The organism is Mesorhizobium sp. M7A.F.Ca.MR.148.00.0.0, from assembly GCF_003997735.1.
GTDB lineage: Bacteria > Pseudomonadota > Alphaproteobacteria > Rhizobiales > Rhizobiaceae > Mesorhizobium.
The window spans coordinates 1-221 of record NZ_RZTB01000772.1; the positions used below are offsets into that span (position 1 = coordinate 1).

1 protein-coding gene is annotated in these 221 nt (G+C 62.9%); it reads left to right on the forward strand.

All coding sequences use genetic code 11. The features are described from left to right. A partial coding sequence (locus tag EOB49_RS36215) for an efflux RND transporter periplasmic adaptor subunit (RefSeq protein WP_127383597.1) occupies positions 1 to 221 on the forward strand: 221 nt, incomplete at both ends.

Below are 221 nucleotides of genomic sequence, written 5' to 3' on the forward strand. Positions count from 1 at the left end.
CTGGTCGATTTCCTGGTGCCGGAGCGCTTCGCCGCCGCCGTCAACGTCGGTGCGCAATTGACGGCGACGCCGATCGCCAATCCCAGCAATGTCTATACCGGCACGGTCTCGGCCATCGACAACCACATCGACGAAAAGAGCCGCACCCTGCTGGTCAAGGCCAAGATCGCCAACCCTGCCGATTCGCTGCGCGCCGGCATGTCGTTCGGCATCACCATGAA